We start from the raw sequence: 24,000 nt of genomic DNA, 5'->3' as shown, positions 1-24,000 counted from the left end.
CGTGTTTGAGAATAACGGAGTGTTGTTTTTTACACAATTTTTAAATTTATAATTAACAATACAGCAACAAAGTGAAAAACTGTGATTAAAACAATAAAGCTATTTATTCACCAGCCAATTATTAAGCTAAAGCTCAATAAACAAACAGCCTTTCACAAGCTCTCAAAATAAAAAAAAGGATTCAATTGAATCCTTTTTAGACATATTTTGTATAATTCTCAAACTATTGATGCACATATGTTTATAAATTAATCGAGTTATCCATATAGTTATAAACACAGATATCCATATAGTTATAAACAAAGTTATCCACAGATTGTAGATAACTTATTCAAAATAGTCTTATGCTTGAACTGAGCCTACTTTTGCAAGTTCTGAACGCATTTCGTTAATCACAGCTTGATAATCAGGCTTACCAAAAATAGCTGAACCTGCAACAAACATATCTGCACCTGCCTCTGCAATTTCACGAATATTTGCAGGAGTAACACCACCATCAACTTCTAAGCGAATATCACGACCTGAAGCATCAATAATTTTTCGTGCTTCACGTAATTTTTCTAAAGTCATTGGAATGAATTTCTGACCACCAAAACCAGGGTTCACGCTCATCAATAAAATTTGGTCAACTTTATCAATAACATAGTCTAAATAATGTAATGGTGTTGCAGGGTTAAATACTAAACCAGCTTTCGCACCGCCTGCTTTAATAAGTTGTAAAGAACGATCAATATGATCTGATGCTTCAGGATGGAAAGTGATAATATCCGCACCAGCATCTAAGAAATCACCAATCATACGATCTACAGGTGAAACCATTAAATGCACATCAATAGGTGCTTTAATTCCGTAGTTTTTTAGTGCCTTACATACGCCTGCACCAAAAGTTAAATTTGGTACATAGTGATTATCCATAACATCAAAATGAACGACATCTGCACCTGCAGCAATAACGTTTTCAACTTCTTCGCCTAAACGTGCAAAATCTGCCGATAAGATTGATGGCGCAATTAAATATGGCTTGGACATGTAAGGGAACCTTGCTGGTATTTGGATTGATCCTTAGATTATAGCAAATTGTGAATTACTTCGTGCCTTTGATTTTTATTATGAGCATTCCATAAGCTGTTCTATTTCTATTACATAATGTTTCAAAACGAGAATTGTTCTTATTTATAATTTTTCCTAATATAGCCCTATATATGAATGAAAAAGACAATTTAAGATGAAAAGTATTTCAAATATTCAAACACTACAAGCTGCAAAAATTGCCAAACGTTTACTCAATCATTGGAAACATAAATTTGATGTTGCCAATACGGAAGATCATTACGAAATTTTTATGCCTTCAGCCACTGTTTCACTTAGTCCAAAAGAAAATCTTCTTCATGTAGAAATTGACTTTAAAACAAATGATGTCGATCAAATTAGACTAGAACAAGTTGTAATTGATCATTTAGTTCGAATGGGACAAGAAGAATTAAATGCTGAATGGTCACGCAGCTAAACTTTAAAGTGAATTTACAAACAATAAAAAGGGAAGCTTTAGCTTCCCTTTTTTTAATCGCTTTTACTGCAATCTATTTTTGCGTTTGAGCATCAAATTCTTTCACAGCATCAATACGTGCCTTAGTTGCAGGATGACTCTGCAAAAAGTCGAATACTGAAGACTCATCTGCATCCTTTTCATTCTTAGATGATTCATCTGTACTGTCACCTTCTAAGCGTTGTAAAAAATTGGCAAAATGAACAGTTGGAATTTTATGTTGATGCATGGTGTTTAAAGCATAGCGATCTGCTTCAGATTCAAAATCACGTGAATATTTAGCACCAATTAATGCAACAGGAACTGTCGTCACTAAATCTGATGCATCTCCTGTAATCGCAATTAAAATCACACTAAAGCCTAAACTCGATAAGGTTTGTTGCAAACTATGACGTTCAACTAAATGTCCTTGTTCATGCGCAAGAACACCTATAATTTCATCATCATTTTTTGCAAGTTCAACCAGCTCATCAGTCAAAATAATGGTGTTATTTGGAATGGCTAAAGCATTTGCACCTATACTTTTCCCAGCTCTAAATATCACTTTTGCAGGCTTATCTTCTGCAATAATTCGATTGTATTTAGCAAGAATTTGCTTTTGACGCGCATCCGATAAAGTCGTTTCACCTGTCACAGATACCACATATTCTTCAGCTTCATCACCTATACTCTTGAGCGTATCTGCTGGTAAATTTTTCGCAACATAATATGCTACCGTTGGTACGCCCCATTTCACGGTTGCAAAAATAAGCGCTGCCACAAATATCGCACTAAATAAAATTAGACTTGGCGATTTTTCAAGTTTCCAAATAGAGTGATATGTCTTTTTAGTATTCATCTGAAACCATTCAGGTAAAACATCTTGAAACTCTAATCGGGCATCATCTTTTAATTCAATAACAGGATGAATTTTACCAAGTGCGCCAATAAGCGTCATGTCTTCATATGGATAACGACGCTCCAATTCAAGCTGTTCACCATAACGAACTAAAACTGTTTGTTCATCTACAGCATGAATTTGAGCATGCTGTGGCTTCGAGCTGAAACCATCATAAAATACGACTTCTACGTTTGATGTTGTCATATTTGGCTTCCGTTATAGTGAAACATCAAAATCAAACACATCACTAATTTCTTCAGCAATGGCGCTATGATCTTCTTGAATACGGTTAATCATTGAGTCTGGATCATTTTTCAAATGCAAGCTGAGTGATTCAACTTGGTATCTATATAATCGAATTGCTGCCCAAGGTGTCATAAAACCAATAGTGATAATTTTCATAAACCAGTTACTTACAATAATCCAAGCATAACGCCACTGATTACAAGTAGTTTGAAATTCACTTCGGCTTACTGTTGTATTGTTCCAAGTTGCAATAAAAGTTCGTGCAGAAATTAAAGGCCAAATAAACAATAAGCCAGTGAGATAAATTCCGACAAAAATATATCCTATCGTTTGTGCACCAAGATTTAACAATGAACCAGAGAACATCCACAGTACAACGCCTGAAATACCAATAAGCGCAATAAAGGCTAAAAATGGATAATAAAATGCACCCATAAATGCAGACCATTCTGCACGTAATTTAAATCTTAATTGTCCAACGTATAAATTATCTAAAGAATACTTTTTGAATAACCAAACTGCGACTGGATAAAATAATCCTAATGTAAAAATAGTCAGTAGAACTGCTTTGAAAAAAACCAAATAAATTTCTTTATTAGTTCCTGAAAAATAAAAGCGGCTATTACCAAATTTACTATTTCTTGCTTTAAAGCGTAGCGTTGAGCGAATTAACCACGGCATCACAAAATAAATAACCAAAAAACCAATTAAAGTCGCTTTCCATGAATAATTTGAAACGACTGTAAAAGCAATATAAAGCGCCAAAGCAATTAAACGACCAATCAAGATTTTACGTGGAATACCTGTAAAGTCGAAACGGCGTTTAAAAAACTCTGTATTTCCATAAAAATAGCGTAAACGACGTACTTTTGCCCAAGGTGCATATAAGCCTAAAGTAACGATGGTTAAAAGAATATTGACAATCCAAATACCAAAATATTCAGATGCTTTCCCATGAAAATAGAAAGATTGTTTCTTTCTCCAACGCGTCACTTCATTTTGTTCAGGTGGCAATTGCGGTGGAAATGGTGGCTCTATAAATGGTTCATTGACTATATTACTTTCTGGTGTTTGCATGAAAAATCCAGTTGTTTTTAATTTTGTTATCAGAAAAATAATCTATTTTATATAGATCAAAAAAAATGCGTTCAACCCTATTAAGATCAAACGCATTATCTATGAATCATAAAAAACTTACAAATAAGAGATTGAGCAATCTATATTTAAGCGTGTAATTGGGCGTGATGAAATTTCAAATGATCTTCAATAAAACTTTGAATGAAGTAGTAGCCATGATCATAGCCTTCATGTTCACGCAATGTGAGTTTTTGCCCTGCGCGTTTACATGATTGTTCAAATAATGCAGGATTTAGCTGAGAATAAAACTGATCTTTTAAGCCTTGATCAATTAAAATATCTGTAAATAAAGCACCTTTTTCCTCAACCAATGCTGTTGCATCGTGCTTTAACCATTCTGTTTTATTTTCACCTAAATAATTTGAAAATGCTTTTTCACCCCAAGGACATTGGCTTGGCGCACAAATTGGTGCAAATGCAGAAACAGATTTAAATTTTTCAGGATATTTCAACGCAAGTGTTAAAGCACCATGACCACCCATTGAGTGACCAAAGATTCCTATTCTATTTTGCTCAATTAAAAATTCTTGGTTCACCAAGCTATAAAGTTCATCTGCAACAAACGTTTCCATTTGGAAATGCTCACTCCAAGGTGCTTGCATCGCATTAATATAAAAACCTGCACCTTGCCCAATATCCCAATGATCACCCTGTTCTACATTTTCACCGCGCGGTGACGTATCTGGTGTAATTAAAATAAGATTGAGTTGAGCAGCCAATTGCTGTGCATGTGCTTTAATTGCAAAAGTTTCTTCTGTACAGGTTAAACCTGCTAAAAAAAATAATGCAGGACAAGCTTCACCATTCAAAGCTTTTTTAGGAAGATAAATACCGAATTTGCTTTCGCCTTTTAAGCTTTTAGAATTAATCTTATAAATGCGCTGTTCGCCATTAAAACATCTATTACTTTGGATTAATTCCACTCGATTCCCCTTTTTAATTAATGAATATTTAACGGCATTTCCACATTTGGTGTCGTTTTTACAGCGTTTACCTGTGGAAATAAGCGTTGCTCTAATTGTGGCAACATCAATTCCATATTTTTACCAATTGCCCATTGTGGTTCAGATGGCTCAAATCCTTGCGCGCTTTCCCACTTAGCAACCGTCTCTTTTGCTTGATTAAATGCATCAAACATAGAGTGTTGTTCACGCATTGCTTGATCAAAGAAAGCTCGACCAAAATAAGTATAATCTGCTTCATTTGAACATCCGAATGATGCTCGATCTGCTGCAGATGCAGTAATCACCAAGGTATTTTCATCTTGTAATTCAGAGACAAAACTGCCTGAATAACATGCTGAAATCACAATAACACGCCAACGGATTCCAGACTTATCTAAAGTGTCTTTTAACCATTTAGGATCGACTTGTTTCAAGTCTAATGGCGCATTTTCCATTTCAAATTGATTTGGCAGACCGTGTGATGTCATATATAAAAACAACACATCACTTTCACGGTTCATCTGCTGTCCCATACGGCGTAGCGCCATTTCCATACTTGTTCTTGTTGCAATAGGGATGACATTTCGTGTCATTGGATTATTCACAAGAATCATAGAACGTGAAAAAGTGCCAAAACGTGTGTCGAATTGTTCTTTTATTCGCTCGACTTCAGACATAAACACATCTTGATAACTTGCACCTGCAACGCCTAAAAAGTACCAATGCGATTGTGCAAATTCACCAAATTCAATGCCTTCAAGTGCTTTATTTAAAATTCTATTTTGCGTATAAAAAGATTCTTCACTAAAAGATGGCGGAACATCTTCAACCTTCCAAATTGGCTGACTTTTCACAGACATTTGCCACACAACTAAAGTAAATAAAGTTGCTGCAATAATAAGTGCGCGTTCCCACCACGGCCATTGAAGCTCACGTGCAAATACCCAAACCACTGCCAAACTTTGCCATACAAACAGCACCATAAACAAAATAGGTAAATAGTCGTAAAGTGCATAAGGCAATACATCTATCATGCCTAAATATTGAATAAGGCTTTGTAATAACGCAATGTGCGTATCTAGAACCAACCAAAGTAAGGCAGGAACAAGCATTAAGCGTGGGTTATTTACACGTTGAGATAAAAAGATACCAACAATAAGTGCAATAAAGGGCCAAAGTGCATAACTAACTAAACCTTGCGGGTTAAAATCGCCAATTTCACCTGCACTTAACCAACTGAATAAGGTATTTGCAGCACCACCTAATATTCCCCAAAAAATGAGCTGAAAAATAGATGGATGTACAATTTGTAATGAGCGTCTAGAACCTAAGAATAGCCATAACCCTGCGGTCTGATTGCTTTTAAAATCGTGCCAAAAATTTATGGAGGGTTTGAAATCAATCATAGGTTCAACGTGTTGTTATAGACCGCAATTTGAATAATAAGTTTATGCCTGATAATTTTTTTATCAATGACGTTTTTTCACTATATCTCAAATCTTTATAGTTTTTTGAAGTAATTACCAAAATACTAAACAAGATCATGTTGGAAGTAAGCATCAAAACGACAGGCATCTCCTTGCCACTGATGATTTGGTTCTTTATTTGCTAAAAATACTGCAAGTCTTGGGCGTTTTACCACAACTCGTTTTGCAATTTTTTGCGCCAATTCAAGTAAGTTATCACCTAAATCCATTTCACCATCTTCAGGTAAAATTAAATGCAGCAACTGCATTTGCTTTTTCACCTGCGCTTGTTTCTTTTCCGCTTGTTGATTTTGGTCACGTTGTGGAAACATTGGATCTAAATAAACAACATCGAAAACTTTGTTCAGTTTTGCTTGCTGCTCTAAATAATGGGCTGAATCTGAAAATACCAATTGAATTCGGCTCACAGCTTTATTTAAAAAAGCATCATCCATTGCCATTCGATGTGCATCTTCCAATAAAGTAAATAAAACAGGATGACGTTCTACAAGTGTTACTTCTGCACCTAACTGTGCCATAAGTAAACTGTCATGCCCAAGCCCTGCTGTTGCATCTATAAGCTTAGGTTTTTCACCTAAATTACAAGCGCGAGCAATCATTTCAGACTTTAAAGATGCTCTTTTTAAACGTCCAACTTCGGCTTTCCAATCGGGTTGCATTTTCATGCCATTGGCACATAGCCATAATCCACAGGCATCTACACATAAAGCAAGTTCAGGGTTTAAACGTAAAAAACGAGCATTTAGTTTTTCAACTAGTTCAATATTTACCTGTACCCCACGAGAAGAAAGCACAACAGCGTACTGTTGTGCTTTCTCTTGGAATTCTTGTTCTGTATATAAGCGAATTTCGCTTACCATAATTTCCAGCCTGTAAATACAAAGAGTAAAATCAATAAACCTGAGAAAATGCGATACCACGCAAAAACCATGAAATCTCGCTTAGCAACATACGCAACCAATACTCGAATAAGCACAAGCGCGGAAATAAACGAAACCAATAAACCTACCCCAAGAACAATCCAGTCTTGATTGGTTTGGAACACATCATAGCTTTGGTAAAGGTCAAGTAAGCCTGCCCCGATAATCACAGGTATTCCTAAAAAAAAGGAAAATTCAGTTGCCGCTTTACGAGATACACCTAAGAACATTGCACCAATAATGGTTGCACCTGAACGTGAAGTTCCTGGAATTAAAGATAAAACCTGAATTAAGCCAATCCAAATCGCATCTTTAAATGTTAAATCTTCAACTTCTTTTGCACGAACGATAGGTGGATTTTTTTCAATCCAAATAATAATGAAACCGCCCACAATTAAACCAATTGCGACTGCAACATCATTAAACAACAATGCTTTTACTGTTTGACCAAAAGTCAGCCCAACCAACATAATTGGAATAGATGAAAAAATAAGTCCTAAACCTAAACGGCGACCTTTTTCCTCACCTGTAATTAAGCCTGTTGCTGCACCCCAAAGGCGTGCCCAATATTCATAAATTACAGCTGCAATTGCACCTATTTGAATAGCGATTACGAATACATCACTTTTTTCTTTTGTCCAAAAATTCATAAGTTCAGCAGCTAAAATTAAGTGCCCTGTACTCGAAATCGGTAAAAATTCAGTGATACCTTCTACAATACCCATAATCGCCGCTTTGAGCAGCAGTAAAAGATCCATAGACAATCCTAATTATTTGCCCTGTTCTGGGATTTTCTTCCAAGCGTCATCACGTAAATATACGGGTAATGCAAGTTCTGCATCTAACCATTTTCCATGCTTCGCCAATTCTCGGGCAATAGTAGCAATATCTTCTGCTGTTGCACTTAAGCCTTTGTATTGTATTTGTTCTTCATTCACCAAACCTGCACCCGAGCCTATAAGTTGATATTTCACAGCATTTTGTGCTTTCTCATAACTTAGTAGTTGCTCATCATCTACAGCTTGCATAATGTTGTTTTCATCAAGCTTAAAACTTGCAATATAAACTTCACTCATACGTGCATCAAGAACGGCTGTAACTTCTGTTAAACCTGCTTCTCTATACGCATTTTGTGCTAAAGCTTGCAGTGTAGATACAGGAATTACAGGAATATCATTTGACCAAGCCAAAGCTTGTGTTACTGCAGCATTAATACGAACACCGCTAAACGAACCTGGTCCACGACTAAATGCAATTGCGGTCAAGTCGGATGTTTGAATTCCAGTTTGTGCAAAACCCTGCTCAATCATGGGTAAGATGGTTTGCGTTTGGGCTTTTGCTCTTGTATCTAACTGAAAAAATAACGCTTGAGCTTCATCTACAATTGAAACGGAACACTGCTCATTGGCAGTTTCCAATGCCAGCAATTTCATGCACGACCTTAAGAATAAATCTGATAAATATGGTGGCTATAATACTCCACTCATACGTTGTTCGCGAGACATTCTAATCAGTGAAACTTAAAACTCGCTTAAATTTTATAGCTTCCAAAATACTAAGTTAATAGATTTAAAGACTCACTTCTTCTAAATGAATGAACTTTTTAAAATGCTCTGTATAATGCAATGCGCTTCTTTTCAACATTGCTTCACCAGTTTCATCTAAAGTTTTGACCACTTTGCCGGGTGAACCCATCACCACAGAATTATCGGGAATAATTTTGCCTTCAGAAATTAATGCATTTGCACCAATAATGCAATTTTTACCAATTACAGCATTGTTCAGCACAACCGCATTAATACCTATTAAGCTGTTATCGCCAATAGTACAGCCATGTAACATTGCTTGATGTCCTATGGTCACATAATTTCCAATATTCACCTCAATACCTGCATCGGTATGAATTACGGCGTTTTCTTGAACATTGGTAAAATCACCAAGTTTGATTTTGCTGTTATCGCCACGAATGACAGCACCAAACCATACGCTAACTTCTTTGCCTAATTCAACTTGCCCTAAAACTGTTGCATTATTTGCAACCCAACCATCCCACGGTAAATGTGTTGCCTTAGGTTGATGTCCTTGAAATTTGTATAACATGATTTCTTCCTGAAATTAGATATTTTATTTAAGATTCAAATTTGGTGAATTTACAAGTAAGGGCCATTCTTTTTTATAATCTAAACCATTTTGAAATAATGAAACCAACATTCGCGCTGTTAATCCCCACACCACTTCATCTTCCACCTGCATACTTGGAAAATATAGCTTTTGTTGTGCATATTGCACTTCATACGGAATAGTCGGTGCATCCATTAAACTTTTTAAAGATGCAAAAAAAATGCGGTCAATTTCGGTTGGCTGTGGCTGAAGTTCTATATGTGGTGGAATTAATCCAACAATGGGTTTTACGGTTAATCCATTTTTAGATTTTTGCATCGGCAAATCGCCAATAAGCTGAACATCAAACGGATTTAATGCTGTTTCTTCTTGCGCTTCTCTTAGCGCGACCACAATATTACTGGTATCAGAAGGATCTCGTTTTCCACCTGGAAAAGACACTTCGCCTGCATGACTATTCATTAAAATTGAACGGCGTGTTAATAAAACTTTAGGATCTTGCTCATTGGTAATCGCAATTAATACAGCCGCTTGAGCTTGTTTGGCTTTCGCCTCAAAGCGCAATCTTTCCTGTAATAATTGTGTCAATGAACTATGGTCCATAAAATTTTTATCCTTTTTTTGCCTTAACTCCATCATAGCTGAATTTCTACTCAATGAAAGAGAGATGATGCCAAAGTCCTAAAATTCAGTTATTCTGAAAGCATCTTTACCCGTGACGATAACTATGAATTTCTGTGGCAATTGTGGACATAAAACAACTGAAAAAATCCCTTTAGGTGATCATCAGCTTCGTCGTGTTTGTACACAATGTGGAAGTATTCATTATGTGAATCCGAAAGTAATTTGTGGCGCACTTGCGCTGTGGGAAAATAAAGTTTTATTGTGCCGTCGAGCTATTGAACCACGTTATGGTTTATGGACGTTGCCTGCGGGCTATATGGAACTATTTGAAACTATGGAACAAGGTTCAGCGCGTGAAACTCGTGAAGAAGCTGAAGCTGAAATTGAGATAGAAAAACTTTATTGCATGTATAACATTCCACGTATTGGTCAAATTTACGTGCTGTTTAAAGCCAATATTATTGATGGAAAATTTGGCGCAGGTGAAGAAACCATTGAATCTCGCTTATTTAGTGAAGATGAAATTCCTTGGAATGAACTTGCTTTCCCAAGTGTAGAACGTACTTTACGTCATTATTTTGAAGATCGTAAAACCAATGAGTTTCCAACACATTTAGAAACCTTAGGTTCACGTTTAGACCACACAGGTTAATCATCTCATTGTATTTATATATTCAAGCTCATCTAATAGGTGAGCTTTTATTTTATTTAGCTGTGCGGATGTTTAATTTGTATTGCTTTTATCGTGTCTAAATATTGGTTTCATGTAAAATGACGGTGAAATTCAATGATGTGTTTTGCTGTATATGATGAACTCCCCTACATTCAAACAAGTTTTATCTCAACAAGCGTTTTCTACTCAGGAACTTCTTGAATGTTTGCAGAGCTTTGATCATGTTGTTTTTCTAAATAATAACCATCAACCAATCATTGGCTTTTCAGCGCAACATAGCGTTTTAATTCAACAAAATCAAACGCATTTTTCATCTACAAAATTCAAATCATTAAATGATTTTTTTAATGCAAGTTTAAATACTCAAGAACCTTGTTTAACAATGGGGTTTGTCAGCTATGACTATGCAGTAAATCAACAAGTTCAAGCACAAACAAAACCTCAACCAAGTTTGTTTTTGGGTCAATTTCAGCATTATTTAAGCTTTGAAAATGATGCATGGTATTTCAATAGTTTTGACACTCAAGTTTTAAATACTTTTCAAGAAATTGAACAGCTTATTCAAAATAAAGTATCTGCAAAAAAACTTGAGCTACAAGCACCGTGCCAAAGCCGTTGGAATAAAACTCAATACACAAATGCATTTCAAAAAGTGCAAGATTACATTATTGCAGGCGATTGCTATCAAATTAATTTAACGCAAGAATTTACAGCACAAGCAAAAGGTACATTACTTTCAACTGCCGATGCATTTTGGACACTCACCAACGCACCTTATGCAGGTTATTTGCGTATCAATGAGTTTGAATTACTTAGTTGTTCACCTGAATTATTTATTGATTTTGAAGCCAATAAAAAGATTATTACCAAGCCAATCAAAGGCACAATGCCACGTTATAGCGATCCAATTTTAGATGAACAATCAAAAAACACCTTAAAACATTCGAAAAAAGATCAGGCTGAAAATGTCATGATTGTCGATTTATTGCGAAATGATTTAAGTGTTTATGCAGAAGTTGGCTCTGTAAAAACACCAAAACTCTTTAACATTGAAAGCTTCAACCAAGTTCATCACATGGTCAGTGAAATTGAAGCAACGTTAAAAGAAGATATTCAACCTTTCGATGTTTTAATGTCTGCGTTGCCGGGTGGTTCAATTACAGGTGCACCGAAAATTCGTGCCATGCAAATTATTAATGAACTTGAACAAGGTGCACGCGGTGCTTATTGCGGTTCAATGGGGTACTTCAATTCAGATGGTACAGGTTCTTGGAACATACTTATTCGTTCAATTCAAAAATTCCAAAATGAACTTTCTGTTTGGGCTGGTGGTGGTATCACCATTGCTTCAGATTGTGATGCTGAATATCAAGAATGCTTCGATAAAGTTTCTGCACTTTTAGATTTGCTCAATACTTGGCAAAAACCTAAATAAAAAAAGCGACTCTTTTGAGTCGCTTTTTGAATCTCGCCCTTGCGAAACAAGGCTCCTCAAGGCGAGAATTTAATTAACCTAGAATCTCGTTCTTCAACGTATCGACTAAACGCTGATTTTGCTCATCTGTACCAATCGTAATACGTAAGTATTGATTAATACGAGGCTTGTTAAAGTAACGCACAATAATGCCACGCTCACGTAATTCAGCAGCTAACTCACCTGCATCTTTGTTCGGTAAAGTTGCAAATATGAAGTTCGCACTTGAAGGTAAAACCTCAAAGCCAATTTCTTTTAACTGAGCAACTAAGGTTTCACGGCTTGCAATCACTTTAACATTTTGCTCTTCGAAATATGCTTGATCTTCAAATGATGCAACCGCAGCAGCAATGGCAAAACGATCAATTGGATACGAGTTAAAACTGTTTTTTACAGCTTCAAGTGCAGTAATTAAATGTGGCTGAGCAATCGCAAAACCAACACGTAAACCTGCTAAAGAACGCGATTTAGACGTTGTTTGGCAAACTACTAAGTTTTCGTATTTCTCAACTAAACTTACCGCAGATTCTGCACCAAAATCGACATAAGCCTCATCAATCACAACCACGGAATTTGGGTTCGCTTGAAGCACTTCCTCAATTGCAGATAGTCCTAATGCAATACTGGTTGGTGCATTCGGATTGGTAATAATAATCCCGCCATTGGCCTGCTTGTAGTCATCAACCACAATTTCAAAAGCATCATTCAATGGTAAAACTTTTGTTTTCACACCAAAGAATTGGCTATAAACAGGATAGAAACTATAAGTAATATCAGCATAAAGCACAGGCAAATCTTGAATGAAAAATGCTTTAAAAATATGTGCTAGAACTTCATCAGAACCATTACCCACAAATACATTTTCAACAGCAACATTCTGCTGTTTCGCAATGGCTTGTTTTAATGCAGAAGCATCAGGGTCAGGATATAAACGAAGTGCATCCGCTGAATTTGCTAAAACAGCTTGAACCGCTTCAACTACTTTAGGCGATGGCGGATACGGATTTTCGTTGGTATTTAACTTTAATAAGTTTTGAATTTTTGGTTGCTCACCCGGAACATACGGTTCTAATTCACGTACTTCAGGACTCCAAAAACGCATTTGTTCATTTGTAATATTCATTTTTTATCTCTAGTTCCCTCTCTTTCTAGAAGAGGGTTAGGGTGAGGTCATAATCCCTCTCCTAACCTCTCCCACAGGGAGAGGAACAATTCATTTCTAAATTAAATTCATCTAGTTTTAGTTTTTCCTTTTTCAGAAAAATTTATCTAAACGATGAACCAAACAAATTAATCTTGATAACGATAACGAGCGGAACGTGCATGTGCATCTAGATTTTCCTGCTGTGCAAGAATATCTGCTGTTTTCGCTAAGGTTTTCACGCCATTTTCAGAACACATGATTAAGCTCGAACGCTTTTGGAAATCATACACACCCAATGGAGATGAGAAGCGTGCTGTACCTGATGTTGGTAGTACGTGGTTAGGACCTGCACAGTAATCACCAATCGCTTCAGGAGTATAACGTCCCATGAAAATTGCACCTGCATGGCGAATATCTTGAGACATTTCTTCAGCTTCATCTAAACATAACATTAAATGTTCAGGTGCAACTTGGTTAATGAGTTCTGCACCTTCTGCACGGTCTTTAACCAATACCAATGCACCACGGTTCACAATTGAAGTACGTGCAATTTCAGCTTTTGGTAAAGCTTCTAAATGCTTTTCAATCCACTGTTCAACGTCATTTAATAATTGCTCATCAGGCGTAATGAAAACAGCTTGTGCAACAGTGTCATGCTCTGCTTGTGATAATAAATCCATCGCAAGCCATTCAGCATTATTCTTGCCTTCTGCATACACTAAAATTTCAGAAGGACCTGCAATCATGTCAATACCGACTTGACCGAATACCGCACGTTTAGCCGCAGCTACAAAACGGTTACCCGGACCTGTAATTTTATCTACAGCAGGAATGGTTTCTGTGCCATATGCCAAGGCTGCAACAGCTTGTGCACCACCAATTGTAAATACACGGTGTACGCCCGCTAAATGCGCTGCTGCCAATACTAGCGGATTCAATTCACCACTTGGAGCTGGTACAACCATAATAATTTCAGCGACACCTGCAACATGCGCAGGAATTGCATTCATTAACACTGAAGATGGATATGATGCCAAACCGCCAGGTACATAAATACCAACACGGTCAAGTGGTGTCACTTTTTGACCCAATGTATTGCCCAAAGCATCTACATAAGTCCAGCCATCTTGCTTTTGTGCTTGGTGAAATTCACGCACACGGTTTGCAGCAAGTTCTAAAGCTTCACGAGTTTCTGTTGTTAAACCATCGAATGCAGCTTTTAACTCTTCTTGAGTTAATTCTAATTCTGAAAATTGATGTGCTGGATGTCGATCGAATTGTTGAGTGAGTTTAAGTACATGTGCATCACCATGTTGGCGTACATCTGCAATAATTTGGTCTACAGTTTTTAAAAGCTCAGGGTCACTCACAGTTTCAAAAGCTAACAAGTCTTTAAATACTTGCTTGAAGTTCGGCTCTTGAGTCGATAAACGTCGCATCAATTTACCCACACGGATAGTTAGGAAAGATTTAGTTTACCTTGTTTTGATTAGCTTGTGGAACTTAGGTTTTGATCGATAAATATTTTTTCATTTGAAATACTATAATTTTGATTACAAAAAAAAATCAAAATAGAAAACATCAACTCAATACATTACAATTCATAATATAATTCATATGTTCAGAGTAATAATAATGTTTAAAAGATCAGTTTTTATTTCACTAGCATTCTTAATAGTTGGCTGTACAACTGATATTACAACAATGAACTTTGCAAAAAATTATAGTCCTGAAAGAATATCTGGTAACTTTCTTCCTTTAAAACAAAAAAATACAGCCGCTGTCGGTGAGGTAATGTTTACTGCAGGTGAATATTCAAAGGAAGCTTCAAGAGTCAAACAAGAGATTTTTATAATTAATGAGTTTCAGACTATTAATGTAAAACATAAATTAAAGACTTTTACCTTTTATATTAAACCAGGTGAATATATTCTATTTAATAAAACAAATGATGGCTCATATTTTAAATCAAACACTTTCATTGAAACCGCTCAAGGCACACCTACCACTATAGGTGGTTTATTTATACCAACAAACTCTTTAGAAGCTACTAAGTTTTTTTGGAATTGGCAGTTGCAGCAACTTAACCGCCCCATTGTATACACTAAAAATTTATCCACACCAATTAAAGGAATAAAAGACACTAAAATTCAATCTTTAAATAATGGTTATAATTCTAAAAGTCCAACGGCTACCGTCACGTATGCTGGAGTTTCACGTGGACAAATACGATTTACTTATAATGAATTTACAAATAGTGGATACATAAAGCCATCATTCACACAAGATGTGTATTTAGATTACAGACCTAATGAGACATATTCGTATAAAAGTGCTGTATTTAAAGTTTATAAAGCCGATACATCTCATATAAGTTTTGAAATAATAAAACCCTTAAACTAATACACATAAAAAAACCGCCCTTTCAGGCGGTTCTTTAAATAAGTTTAAAACTTATTTTTTCGCTTCACGCTCTTCTACAGCTTTTTCAAGTTGCGCAAGAATCGGGTTCAACAAAGCTTGCTTGCGTTTAAAGCTTGCTTTGTTCACAATTAAACGAGAAGACACTTTGCAAATCTCTTCAAGTGGTTCTAAACCATTAGCACGAAGCGTATTACCAGTGTCTACAACATCGACAATGTAATCGCCCAAGCCAACTAGTGGAGCAAGCTCCATAGAACCGTAAAGTTTAATCACATCAACTTGCTCGCCAAGGCTTGCATAATATTGACGTGTTAAATTTACATATTTAGTGGCAATTTTTAAACGACCTTTCGGACGTTCCATTCCAACCTTACCTGCTGTCATTAATTTACAAACAGCAATTTTCAGGTCTAATGGCTCGTAAACATTTTGCGCACCGTGCTCCATGAGTACGTCTTTACCTGCAACACCAATATCAGCAGCACCATTTTCTACATAAGTTGGTACGTCAGATGCACGTAAAATTAAAATACGTACATGTTTATGTGTTGTAGGAAAAATTAACTTACGCGATTTATCTGGATCTTCTAATAAGTTAATCCCTGCTGTTTCTAGCAACGGTAAAGTCTCTTTTAAGATACGTCCTTTACTTAATGCTAAAGTTAAACCATGATCAAAATTCCCCATTACATCAAAATTAGGATCATCGTTTCTCATATCGCTCATTAATCTACTCGCTTAATTTGGGCACCAATACCTTGTAATTTTGCTTCAATATTTTCATATCCACGGTCGATATGATAAATACGATCAATCATCGTTTCACCTTCAGCAGCTAAAGCAGCTAGTACTAAAGAGAATGAAGCACGTAAATCTGTAGCCATAACAGGTGCAGCAGAAAGTTTTTCTACACCAGTTACAACCGCATCATTACCTTCAACCTGAATGTTTGCACCCATACGTGCCAATTCAGGTACGTGCATAAAACGGTTTTCAAAAATCGTTTCAGACACAGTTGCAAAACCACGACCAATTGCGTTAACCGCCATAATCTGTGCTTGCATATCTGTAGGGAAGTCAGGATGTGGCAATGTACGGAAGCTTACTGCTTTCGGACGTTTACCCATCATATCTAGCTCAATCCAGTCATCACCACGGGTTACTTCTGCACCCATTTCTTCAAACTTATCAAGCACAGCTTCCATTAGGCTAGGATCTGTATGTGTTGTTTTAACACGACCGCCTGTAATAGCAGCAGCAGCTAGATATGAACCTGTTTCAATACGGTCAGCAACAACTGCATATTCACAACCGTGTAAGCTTTCAACGCCTGTAACCACTAAAGTATCTGTATCTAGACCTTCAATTTTTGCACCCATCGCAATCAGCATGTTCGCAAGGTCTGTAATTTCAGGTTCACGCGCAGCATTACGAATAGTCGTAACACCTTCAGCCAATACAGCAGCCGTTAAGATATTTTCAGTACCGCCAACGGTAACCATATCAAAAACAACTTCGCCACCTTTTAAGCGACCGTCAACTTTGGCATGAACATAACCATTTTCGACTTGAATTTCAGCGCCTAAAGCCTCTAATGCTTTTAAGTGTTGATCAACAGGACGAGAACCAATTGCACAACCGCCCGGTAATGAAACCTGAGCACTACCATAACGAGCCAACAATGGACCAAGCACTAAAATAGATGCACGCATTGTTTTAACAAGTTCGTATGGAGCAAACTGATTGTTTAATGTAGATGTATCTGCAGTAACCGTATCACCTTCATATTTCATGGTGATACCAAGACCAGCAATTAACTTAACCAATGTATTTACATCTTTAAGATTAGGTACATTGGTTAATGTGGTTGGCGTCTCCGCAAGGATCATTGCTGCTAAAAGTGGTAATGCTGCATTTTTTGCACCAGAAATACGCACTTCACCTTCGAGCTTAACACCGCCCTGAATTAAAAATTTATCCATTAATTTATTAAGCTCCGAATAAGCTTGCTTTACGCCATTCTTCTTTAGTCATTGCGCGAATAGTAACTGCGTGTACTTCACCACTGGCAATATATGTATTTAAAGGTGCATAAACAGATTGTTGACGTGCAACGGGACGTTTACCTTCAAATTGTTCATCAACAACGCGAAGATCAAATTTTCCGCCCTGCCCACTTACAGCAACTTCAGCCTCTGGAAAAGCCGCTTTTAAAATTTCAGTGAGCTGTTCACTATTCATCACAAAGACCTCTTATAGGACCGACGGTGTAAAAACCTGCCATTTTACTATAAATACAAAAAATAATTCATCTGTCAGTTGCATTATACCAATAAAAAAAGAGGTTATTTAAAACCTCTTTTAGTTTAAACATTAAACTATACAATTAATGGTTGATATGTCAGTTGCATTTTGCGATGTTTTTCAAGTTGACGCTTTAATTTTTCCGTCATTTTCTTGATAGATGTATACATATCATCGGCACTTGCTTGAGCAAATAACTCAATACCTGGCAAACGAACAATTGCTTCTGCAATATGATTTAAACTACCGCCCTTTGAATGCTTATCCACTTGATGATCTTTAGATAGCTTTACTTGCATACTATTAACTTGATCTAGATGCTTTGTCATATCATTGAATTTACAACGAATATCTTCTTCTATTGCTGGGGTGATAGTTAAATGATGACCACGAATTATAATTTGCATAGTTCTATCCCTCACCTTTTTAGGAGTCGAAAAGTCATAGTTAAGACGATTCAATTGAGCGAAAGAATAAAAGTTCTCACAAATACAATTAAATCATTTTAACAATTCCTTAAATAAAAAGAGGTTCATCATGATGTCATAATGAGCCTCTAGAATAATCAGATTTTAAATTTCAGATCAAGACTTTTCTTTCAGAAGATGAGGGAATATGTAACGATTCTCTATATTTCGCAACAGTACGTCGAGCAACATCAATACCATCTTCTTTTAACATATTCGCAATCACATTATCAGACAATGGCTTACGTACATTTTCCTCTGAAATAATTTTTTTGATTTTTGCTCGAATCGCAATTGAAGATGCTTCTCCACCCGATGTCGTTCCAACATGACTTGAAAAAAAGTATTTCAATTCAAATAAACCGCGCGGTGTCAGCATATATTTATTGGTTGTTACGCGTGAAATTGTCGATTCATGTAATTCAACTTCTTCTGCAATTTCTCGTAAAACTAAAGGCTTCATTCCCTCAGCACCAATTTCAAAAAAACTTCTTTGATGTTCAACAATACAAGTCGCAACTTTTAATAAAGTTTTGTGTCTTTCATCTACGCTTTTAATAAAATTCTTAGCTTCAAGCATCTGATTTCTTAAATATTGATTATCATCACTCTGGTCTGCTCTACGAATCATTCCCGCATAAAAAGGATTTACTCTTAGTTTTGGAAGAATATCAGGGTTTAATTGTACTAACCAACGATCATCCTTCTTTAATACAACAACATCAGGAACCTGATAATCTAAATTTTTATTTTCAAAATCTGCGCCAGGATAAGCTTTTAAGCTTTTTAACAATGCAATAGCAGATTTTAATTGATCTGTATTCATTCCTGTTTGTTTTACAAGTTTAGATAATTCATTTGAAATCAAGAATTCATAATGATTAAGCAACATAATCGCCTCATTTTTATAAAGCGTATTTGTTGGTAAGCTTTCTAATTGTAGTAATAGGCATTCTGCTAAATTTCTAGAACCAATACCAATTGGATCTAACCGCTGAATTAATTTTAATACAGCAAGAACTTCATCATCCTCAACTTCATCATCATAATCCATCGATTCTAAAAGATGCTGAACAGACGTTGTAATCTCTGAAATTACACAATCTAAAAAACCCTTTTCATCAAGCGAATCAATAATGCAATGCGCAATTAATTTATCCACCAAAGAAAAATGTAATAGATTTACTTGCTCCTGCATATGTTCTTGCAAAGTCAAATATCCCTGACGATTATCCTCGCGCTCTTCATATTCCATCGAACCTAAACTTGTTGGCTGATGTGTGTATACATCATCCCAGTCTGTATCTACGGGAAGATCATCAGGTAAAAAGTCTGCATTTAATTCATTGGTTAAATCTTTATCTTCTCTTTCTTGAGCTTCTATATGCTCTAAACTTTCAATATTACTTTCTTGTTCTTCAATTTTTTCTAATAAAGGATTACTGTCGAGCTGTAATTGTATTTCTTGTTCTAACTCCAAACTTGATAATTGAAGTAATCGAATTGCTTGCTGCAATTGAGGTGTTAATGACAACGAGTTTGCAACTTTAATCCCAACCGATAACTTCATAAAACCCTTTCTCTTTTTATTGCGTTCGTTTAATGCAATATCTATGCCGCTTTAAATTTTTATATCACGTTTTTAATATTTTTTATACAAATTAGATGAATAATAAACCATTTTCCCTCTTTTATTTACTATTTATTATTTATTTCCCCACATAAAAAAACCCCCTCCGTATTGGAGGGGGTTTTTAGAATTAATGAGCTGGCGATGACTTACTCTCACATGGGTAACCCCACACTACCATCAGCGCAAAGAGGTTTCACTTCTGAGTTCGGGAAGGGATCAGGTGGTTCACTCTTGCTATTGTCGCCAGCACAACTGTTTATGGACTTGTTCGGGTCTTATTTACATCATTTGATGTATGCCTTACTTCGTACCAAATAGAATACATTAACAGGTATATCTGAGTTGAACATTGTCTTACTAACTTTCTTCTGAATCAAGCTATTTTGCTTAATATCGAATCAATTGAGCTTTATACAACAACTGTTTGGGTGTTGTATAGTCAAGCCTCACGAGCAATTAGTATTGGTCAGCTTCACATATCACTATGCTTCCACATCCAACCTATCAACGTCGTAGTCTTCAACGGCTCTTTAGAGGACATAAAGTCCTAGGGAAATCTTATCTTGAGGTAGGCTTCCCGCTTAGATGCTTTCAGCGGTTATCCCTTCCGAACATAGCTACCCGGCGATGCGACTGGCGTCACAACCGGTACACCAGAGGTTCGTCCACTCTGGTCCTCTCGTACTAGGAGCAGATCCTCTCAAATTTCCAACGCCCACGGTAGATAGGGACCGAACTGTCTCACGACGTTCTAAACCCAGCTCGCGTACCTCTTTAAATGGCGAACAGCCATACCCTTGGGACCTGCTTCAGCCCCAGGATGAGATGAGCCGACATCGAGGTGCCAAACACCGCCGTCGATATGAACTCTTGGGCGGTATCAGCCTGTTATCCCCAGAGTACCTTTTATCCGTTGAGCGATGGCCCTTCCATACAGAACCACCGGATCACTAAGACCTACTTTCGTACCTGCTCGACTTGTGGGTCTCGCAGTTAAGCGCGCTTTTGCCTTTATACTCTACGCGTGATTTCCGACCACGCTGAGCGCACCTTCGTACTCCTCCGTTACTCTTTAGGAGGAGACCGCCCCAGTCAAACTACCCACCAGACATGGTCCTCGCTCCAGATTATGGAGCAGAGTTAGAACCTCAATATTACCAGGGTGGTATTTCAAGATTGGCTCCACCGCAACTAGCGTCGCGGTTTCAAAGCCTCCCACCTATCCTACACAAGTAAGATCAAAGTTCAATGTCAAGCTGCAGTAAAGGTTCACGGGGTCTTTCCGTCTAGCCGCGGGTACACCGCATCTTCACGGCGAATTCGATTTCACTGAGCCTCTGCTGGAGACAGCGCCCCCATCATTATGCCATTCGTGCAGGTCGGAACTTACCCGACAAGGAATTTCGCTACCTTAGGACCGTTATAGTTACGGCCGCCGTTTACTGGGGCTTCGATCAAGAGCTTCGCTTACGCTAACCCCATCAATTAACCTTCCAGCACCGGGCAGGCATCACACCCTATACGTCCACTTTCGTGTTTGCAGAGTGCTATGTTTTTAATAAACAGTTGCAGGGGCCTGGTTTCTGTGGCTGCCGATAGCTCAGGAAGCAAGTTCCATCACCGTCAGCAGCGTACCTTCTCCCGAAGTTACGGTACCATTTTGCCTAGTTCCTTCAGCAGAGTTCTCTCAAGCGCTTTGGTCTACTCGACCTGACCACCTGTGTCGGTTTCGGGTACGATTCCTGTGTAACTGAAGCTTAGAGACTTTTCCTGGAAGTATAGTATCAGCCACTTCGCTAATAAATTAGCTTGCTATCAGTTCTCAGCATAGAGTACCCCGGATTTGCCTAAGATACATGCCTACAACCTTTCACCTGGACAACCAACGCCAGGCTGACTTAACTTTCTCCGTCCTCTCATCGCATTACACAGAAGTATTGGAATATTAACCAATTTCCCATCGACTACGCCTCTCGGCCTCGCCTTAGGGGTCGACTCACCCAGCCCCGATTAACGTTGGACTGGAACCCTTGGTCTTTCAGCGAACGGGTTTTTCACCCGTTTTGTCGTTACTCACGTCAGCATTCGCACTTCTGATACCTCCAGCAGACTTCTCAATCCACCTTCATCGGCTTACAGAACGCTCCCCTACCACTTGCAATAAATTGCAAATCCGCAGCTTCGGCATATAGTTTTAGCCCCGTTACATCTTCCGCGCAGGCCGACTCGACTAGTGAGCTATTACGCTTTCTTTAAAGGGTGGCTGCTTCTAAGCCAACCTCCTAGCTGTCTATGCCTTCCCACATCGTTTCCCACTTAACTATAATTTTGGGGCCTTAGCTGGCGGTCTGGATTGTTTTCCTCTTGACTACGGACGTTAGCACCCGCAGTCTGTCTCCCGGATAGTACTCATTGGTATTCGGAGTTTGCATCGGTTTGGTAAGTCGGGATGACCCCCTAGCCGAAACAGTGCTCTACCCCCAATGGTATTCGTCCGAGGCGCTACCTAAATAGCTTTCGGGGAGAACCAGCTATCACCAAGTTTGATTAGCCTTTCACCCCTATCCACAAGTCATCCCCTGGCTTTTCAACGACAGTGGGTTCGGTCCTCCAGTTAGTGTTACCCAACCTTCAACCTGCTCATGGATAGATCACCTGGTTTCGGGTCTATGCCCAGCAACTAAACGCCCTATTAAGACTCGATTTCTCTACGGCTCCCCTATTCGGTTAACCTTGCTACTGAACATAAGTCGCTGACCCATTATACAAAAGGTACGCAGTCACCGGACACAATGCCGGCTCCCACTGCTTGTATGCATGCGGTTTCAGGATCTATTTCACTCCCCTCACAGGGGTTCTTTTCGCCTTTCCCTCACGGTACTGGTTCACTATCGGTCAGTCAGGAGTATTTAGCCTTGGAGGATGGTCCCCCCATATTCAGACAAGGTTTCACGTGCCCCGCCCTACTCGACATCATCATATAAGCCCTTTCGTGTACAGGACTATCACCCACTATGGTTGCACTTCCCAGAGCATTCCACTAGAACTTATATGACTTAATGGGCTGTTCCCCTTTCGCTCGCCGCTACTGAGGGAATCTCAATTGATTTCTTTTCCTAAGGGTACTGAGATGTTTCACTTCCCCTCGTTCGCCTTGCAACACTATGTATTCATGTTGCAATACCTACCTTATGGTAAGTGGGTTTCCCCATTCAGAAATCTCCGGATCACAGGATATTTGCCGCCTCCCCGGAGCTTATCGCAGGCTATTACGTCTTTCATCGCCTCTGACTGCCAAGGCATCCACCACATGCACTTAATTACTTGACTATACAACCCCAAACAGTCGTTAATCCCTACAAGTAGGATTAGCAACAGATCAACTAACAAGTTAGTCAATCATACAGTTGGCGTCTGTGCACTTAAGCACTGTACAGCTTCAATTAGATTCATATACCAAAACGCTTGATTCAGTTTAATCGCTAGTAAATCATCATTCTCGTAAACTCAGAATTGCTTCTTCGTTTTTAAGTTTGATGAGTTATGAACAAATTATTTCAACTCAAATATATTCTGTTAATGATTTTTCTAGCCTTCGTCAGGTCTAGAAACTGTGATAAATCACAGAACTTAATAAACTTAAACTCTATCGTTTAATTTACTAAATTCTATAATCTCTCAGCTTATATATCGTAAACGATATATGGTGGAGACTAGGAGAGTCGAACTCCTGACCTCCTGCGTGCAAAGCAGGCGCTCTACCAACTAAGCTAAGTCCCCAGCTTATCATATAGATTCAATGTCTCTGATTCTCTGTCTTACTCTGCAATTAATTGCTTCGTCAGTAGTGGTGGGTCTGACAAGACTTGAACTTGTGACCCCACGCTTATCAAGCGTGTGCTCTAACCAACTGAGCTACAGACCCTCAGGTACATCGTATGAAGAACAACTTGTTGTGGATTCTTACCAATCGTCA

21 protein-coding genes, 2 tRNA genes and 2 rRNA genes are annotated in these 24,000 nt (G+C 37.8%); 4 read left to right on the top strand and 21 right to left on the bottom strand.

Going from position 1 to position 24,000, the window contains the following annotated elements; translation table 11 throughout:
- Positions 1–342: 342 nt before the first annotated feature.
- Positions 343–1,029 carry a ribulose-phosphate 3-epimerase gene (gene rpe, locus MZO21_RS02810; RefSeq protein ID WP_154772672.1) on the bottom strand — a complete coding sequence of 229 codons (687 nt, stop codon included), beginning with the start codon at positions 1,027–1,029 and terminating at the stop codon, positions 343–345.
- A 196-nt stretch (positions 1,030–1,225) separates the two neighbouring features.
- Here rpe and MZO21_RS02805 point away from each other — a divergent pair, with 196 nt between their 5' ends.
- Positions 1,226–1,507 carry a DUF2218 domain-containing protein gene (locus tag MZO21_RS02805; RefSeq protein WP_248102125.1) on the top strand — a complete coding sequence of 94 codons (282 nt, stop codon included), beginning with the start codon at positions 1,226–1,228 and terminating at the stop codon, positions 1,505–1,507.
- 73 nt (positions 1,508–1,580) lie between these two features.
- Here the strand turns inward: MZO21_RS02805 and MZO21_RS02800 are convergent, their stop codons facing one another.
- The 9 genes from MZO21_RS02800 to MZO21_RS02760 all read right to left on the bottom strand — a co-directional run bounded on the left by MZO21_RS02800 (position 1,581) and on the right by MZO21_RS02760 (position 9,884).
- On the bottom strand, positions 1,581–2,630 hold the full coding sequence (locus tag MZO21_RS02800; protein ID WP_248102128.1) for a M48 family metallopeptidase: 1,050 nt from the start codon (positions 2,628–2,630) through the stop codon (positions 1,581–1,583).
- A 12-nt stretch (positions 2,631–2,642) separates the two neighbouring features.
- The gene (locus tag MZO21_RS02795) at positions 2,643–3,749 is read right to left on the bottom strand and encodes a YjgN family protein (RefSeq protein WP_248102130.1); all 1,107 of its coding nucleotides are present in this window, start codon (positions 3,747–3,749) and stop codon (positions 2,643–2,645) included.
- Between the two features lie 146 nt (positions 3,750–3,895).
- Complete coding sequence (gene fghA / locus MZO21_RS02790; protein WP_248102133.1) at positions 3,896–4,732, bottom strand: S-formylglutathione hydrolase; 837 nt, start codon at positions 4,730–4,732, stop codon at positions 3,896–3,898.
- Positions 4,733–4,749: 17 nt separating this feature from the next.
- The gene (locus tag MZO21_RS02785) at positions 4,750–6,159 is read right to left on the bottom strand and encodes a C13 family peptidase (protein WP_248102136.1); all 1,410 of its coding nucleotides are present in this window, start codon (positions 6,157–6,159) and stop codon (positions 4,750–4,752) included.
- Between the two features lie 125 nt (positions 6,160–6,284).
- Positions 6,285–7,088, bottom strand: a complete 804-nt coding sequence (locus MZO21_RS02780) for a class I SAM-dependent methyltransferase (RefSeq protein ID WP_407060872.1) — start codon at positions 7,086–7,088, stop codon at positions 6,285–6,287.
- A 5-nt stretch (positions 7,089–7,093) separates the two neighbouring features.
- Positions 7,094–7,918, bottom strand: a complete 825-nt coding sequence (locus MZO21_RS02775) for an undecaprenyl-diphosphate phosphatase (RefSeq protein WP_248102142.1) — start codon at positions 7,916–7,918, stop codon at positions 7,094–7,096.
- 12 nt (positions 7,919–7,930) lie between these two features.
- The gene (gene tsaB, locus MZO21_RS02770; protein ID WP_154772664.1) at positions 7,931–8,593 is read right to left on the bottom strand and encodes a tRNA (adenosine(37)-N6)-threonylcarbamoyltransferase complex dimerization subunit type 1 TsaB; all 663 of its coding nucleotides are present in this window, start codon (positions 8,591–8,593) and stop codon (positions 7,931–7,933) included.
- A gap of 136 nt (positions 8,594–8,729) precedes the next feature.
- Positions 8,730–9,260 (bottom strand): gamma carbonic anhydrase family protein, encoded by a 531-nt coding sequence (locus tag MZO21_RS02765; protein WP_248102145.1) that lies wholly within the window; start codon positions 9,258–9,260, stop codon positions 8,730–8,732.
- 24 nt (positions 9,261–9,284) lie between these two features.
- Positions 9,285–9,884, bottom strand: a complete 600-nt coding sequence (locus MZO21_RS02760; RefSeq protein WP_154772662.1) for a CoA pyrophosphatase — start codon at positions 9,882–9,884, stop codon at positions 9,285–9,287.
- A 124-nt stretch (positions 9,885–10,008) separates the two neighbouring features.
- On the opposite strand from MZO21_RS02760, the gene MZO21_RS02755 reads away from it, so the two are divergent.
- A complete protein-coding gene (locus tag MZO21_RS02755; protein WP_248102170.1) occupies positions 10,009–10,557 on the top strand; it encodes an NUDIX hydrolase in 549 nt (182 codons plus the stop codon).
- A gap of 157 nt (positions 10,558–10,714) precedes the next feature.
- Positions 10,715–12,013: an anthranilate synthase component I family protein gene (locus MZO21_RS02750; RefSeq protein WP_248102174.1), complete on the top strand. Its 1,299-nt coding sequence runs from the start codon at positions 10,715–10,717 to the stop codon at positions 12,011–12,013.
- A 73-nt stretch (positions 12,014–12,086) separates the two neighbouring features.
- Here MZO21_RS02750 and hisC read toward each other — a convergent pair whose 3' ends face one another.
- Together hisC and hisD are read right to left on the bottom strand one after the other, a co-directional pair.
- Entirely contained in the window at positions 12,087–13,175 is a 1,089-nt protein-coding gene (hisC, locus tag MZO21_RS02745) for a histidinol-phosphate transaminase (protein ID WP_248102149.1), read from the bottom strand.
- Between the two features lie 167 nt (positions 13,176–13,342).
- Positions 13,343–14,647, bottom strand: a complete 1,305-nt coding sequence (gene hisD, locus MZO21_RS02740; RefSeq protein WP_248102152.1) for a histidinol dehydrogenase — start codon at positions 14,645–14,647, stop codon at positions 13,343–13,345.
- A 184-nt stretch (positions 14,648–14,831) separates the two neighbouring features.
- On the opposite strand from hisD, the gene MZO21_RS02735 reads away from it, so the two are divergent.
- The gene (locus MZO21_RS02735) at positions 14,832–15,599 is read left to right on the top strand and encodes a hypothetical protein (protein ID WP_248102155.1); all 768 of its coding nucleotides are present in this window, start codon (positions 14,832–14,834) and stop codon (positions 15,597–15,599) included.
- Between the two features lie 51 nt (positions 15,600–15,650).
- Here MZO21_RS02735 and hisG read toward each other — a convergent pair whose 3' ends face one another.
- The 9 genes from hisG to MZO21_RS02690 form a co-directional block, all read right to left on the bottom strand.
- Positions 15,651–16,346, bottom strand: a complete 696-nt coding sequence (gene hisG / locus MZO21_RS02730; protein ID WP_154772658.1) for an ATP phosphoribosyltransferase — start codon at positions 16,344–16,346, stop codon at positions 15,651–15,653.
- Positions 16,346–17,602, bottom strand: a complete 1,257-nt coding sequence (gene murA, locus MZO21_RS02725) for a UDP-N-acetylglucosamine 1-carboxyvinyltransferase (RefSeq protein WP_248102159.1) — start codon at positions 17,600–17,602, stop codon at positions 16,346–16,348. The genes hisG and murA overlap by 1 nt, the downstream gene beginning before the upstream one ends.
- Positions 17,603–17,609: 7 nt before the next feature.
- Positions 17,610–17,861: a BolA family iron metabolism protein IbaG gene (gene ibaG, locus MZO21_RS02720; protein WP_154772656.1), complete on the bottom strand. Its 252-nt coding sequence runs from the start codon at positions 17,859–17,861 to the stop codon at positions 17,610–17,612.
- A gap of 137 nt (positions 17,862–17,998) precedes the next feature.
- Positions 17,999–18,331 carry a ribosome hibernation-promoting factor, HPF/YfiA family gene (gene hpf, locus MZO21_RS02715; protein ID WP_248102162.1) on the bottom strand — a complete coding sequence of 111 codons (333 nt, stop codon included), beginning with the start codon at positions 18,329–18,331 and terminating at the stop codon, positions 17,999–18,001.
- A 172-nt stretch (positions 18,332–18,503) separates the two neighbouring features.
- Positions 18,504–19,961: an RNA polymerase factor sigma-54 gene (locus MZO21_RS02710; protein ID WP_248102165.1), complete on the bottom strand. Its 1,458-nt coding sequence runs from the start codon at positions 19,959–19,961 to the stop codon at positions 18,504–18,506.
- A 196-nt stretch (positions 19,962–20,157) separates the two neighbouring features.
- Positions 20,158–20,272: ribosomal RNA gene (rrf, locus tag MZO21_RS02705) — 5S ribosomal RNA — on the bottom strand.
- Positions 20,273–20,459: 187 nt separating this feature from the next.
- A 23S ribosomal RNA gene (locus MZO21_RS02700) occupies positions 20,460–23,354 on the bottom strand.
- A 374-nt stretch (positions 23,355–23,728) separates the two neighbouring features.
- A tRNA-Ala gene (locus MZO21_RS02695) sits at positions 23,729–23,804 on the bottom strand.
- A 68-nt stretch (positions 23,805–23,872) separates the two neighbouring features.
- Positions 23,873–23,949: transfer RNA gene (locus MZO21_RS02690), tRNA-Ile, on the bottom strand.
- Positions 23,950–24,000 lie beyond the last annotated feature (51 nt).

Origin of the sequence: Acinetobacter portensis (assembly GCF_023158935.1) — a bacterium.
GTDB lineage: Bacteria > Pseudomonadota > Gammaproteobacteria > Pseudomonadales > Moraxellaceae > Acinetobacter > Acinetobacter faecalis.
This window is presented reverse-complemented; position numbering and strand designations above follow the sequence as displayed.

What these genes read in the sequence shown, in the direction of transcription:
- rpe (WP_154772672.1), bottom strand. Translation starts at nt 1,029, where the DNA reads ATGTCCAAGCCATATTTAATTGCGCCATCAATCTTATCGGCAGATTTT.
- MZO21_RS02805 (WP_248102125.1), top strand. Translation starts at nt 1,226, where the DNA reads ATGAAAAGTATTTCAAATATTCAAACACTACAAGCTGCAAAAATTGCC.
- MZO21_RS02800 (WP_248102128.1), bottom strand. Translation starts at nt 2,630, where the DNA reads ATGACAACATCAAACGTAGAAGTCGTATTTTATGATGGTTTCAGCTCG.
- MZO21_RS02795 (WP_248102130.1), bottom strand. Translation starts at nt 3,749, where the DNA reads ATGCAAACACCAGAAAGTAATATAGTCAATGAACCATTTATAGAGCCA.
- MZO21_RS02785 (WP_248102136.1), bottom strand. Translation starts at nt 6,159, where the DNA reads ATGATTGATTTCAAACCCTCCATAAATTTTTGGCACGATTTTAAAAGC.
- MZO21_RS02775 (WP_248102142.1), bottom strand. Translation starts at nt 7,918, where the DNA reads ATGGATCTTTTACTGCTGCTCAAAGCGGCGATTATGGGTATTGTAGAA.
- tsaB (WP_154772664.1), bottom strand. Translation starts at nt 8,593, where the DNA reads ATGAAATTGCTGGCATTGGAAACTGCCAATGAGCAGTGTTCCGTTTCA.
- MZO21_RS02765 (WP_248102145.1), bottom strand. Translation starts at nt 9,260, where the DNA reads ATGTTATACAAATTTCAAGGACATCAACCTAAGGCAACACATTTACCG.
- MZO21_RS02760 (WP_154772662.1), bottom strand. Translation starts at nt 9,884, where the DNA reads ATGGACCATAGTTCATTGACACAATTATTACAGGAAAGATTGCGCTTT.
- MZO21_RS02755 (WP_248102170.1), top strand. Translation starts at nt 10,009, where the DNA reads ATGAATTTCTGTGGCAATTGTGGACATAAAACAACTGAAAAAATCCCT.
- MZO21_RS02750 (WP_248102174.1), top strand. Translation starts at nt 10,715, where the DNA reads ATGAACTCCCCTACATTCAAACAAGTTTTATCTCAACAAGCGTTTTCT.
- hisC (WP_248102149.1), bottom strand. Translation starts at nt 13,175, where the DNA reads ATGAATATTACAAATGAACAAATGCGTTTTTGGAGTCCTGAAGTACGT.
- MZO21_RS02735 (WP_248102155.1), top strand. Translation starts at nt 14,832, where the DNA reads ATGTTTAAAAGATCAGTTTTTATTTCACTAGCATTCTTAATAGTTGGC.
- hisG (WP_154772658.1), bottom strand. Translation starts at nt 16,346, where the DNA reads ATGAGCGATATGAGAAACGATGATCCTAATTTTGATGTAATGGGGAAT.
- murA (WP_248102159.1), bottom strand. Translation starts at nt 17,602, where the DNA reads ATGGATAAATTTTTAATTCAGGGCGGTGTTAAGCTCGAAGGTGAAGTG.
- ibaG (WP_154772656.1), bottom strand. Translation starts at nt 17,861, where the DNA reads ATGAATAGTGAACAGCTCACTGAAATTTTAAAAGCGGCTTTTCCAGAG.
- hpf (WP_248102162.1), bottom strand. Translation starts at nt 18,331, where the DNA reads ATGCAAATTATAATTCGTGGTCATCATTTAACTATCACCCCAGCAATA.
- MZO21_RS02710 (WP_248102165.1), bottom strand. Translation starts at nt 19,961, where the DNA reads ATGAAGTTATCGGTTGGGATTAAAGTTGCAAACTCGTTGTCATTAACA.